This is a genomic window from Sulfuricella sp. T08, from assembly GCF_000971475.1.
GTDB lineage: Bacteria > Pseudomonadota > Gammaproteobacteria > Burkholderiales > Sulfuricellaceae > Sulfuricella.
In genome coordinates, this window is the sequence record NZ_DF967562.1 from 1 (window position 1) to 581 (window position 581).

The following is a 581-nucleotide window of genomic DNA, read 5'->3' on the forward strand; positions in this document are numbered from 1 at the left end:
CCCCATGCCGTCCAGTCACTAAAGAACAGGTAGAACCAGCCTGAGAGCCACAGTAATGGCCCGATGAACAGCAGCACGCCGAGATAGGCCAGGCGCTGCAGCGGGTTGTGCTTCTTCAGCGTGGTCGCCTTGAACGGATGCGGCGCATTGGTGAAGATGCCGACCGAATAGAACTTGATCATGGCCACCACCTTGTCCGTGGTCGGGATGTACTGTTTCCACTCACCCGTGGTGAAGTGCCAGAAGATGGCAAATACCCACAGGCCGATCAGCGACCAGGCGGCGATGGTGTGCAGACTCGTCGCCTTGGCGAAGCCGAAGAAATGATAGGAACCATGCACCTCGAAGCCGGTGATCAGCATGAAGATGATAAGCGAGGCCTGACCCCAGTGCCAGAAGCGCTCGAAGCGTTTGAAAACGTAGATTCTTTCGACGGTCATGATCTTATCCTTTCTTGTGGGCATAGATGCGGCCAGCGCCGTGGATCAGCACGCCGATCAGAGTCAGCAGAGCGAGTGCCCAGCCGGCCATATCGAGCAGCTTGTTGTTGTCGCCCCGGCCCGGCATGTAGATGCCTTTGA

At 57.3% G+C, this 581-nt stretch carries 1 protein-coding gene; it reads right to left on the bottom strand.

Going from position 1 to position 581, the window contains the following annotated elements; genetic code table 11:
• Positions 1 to 440: cytochrome b/b6 domain-containing protein (locus SCT_RS14325; RefSeq protein WP_059424309.1), on the bottom strand; the 440-nt coding region annotated here is incomplete at its 3' end.
• Between the last annotated feature and the right edge of the window lie 141 nt (positions 441 to 581).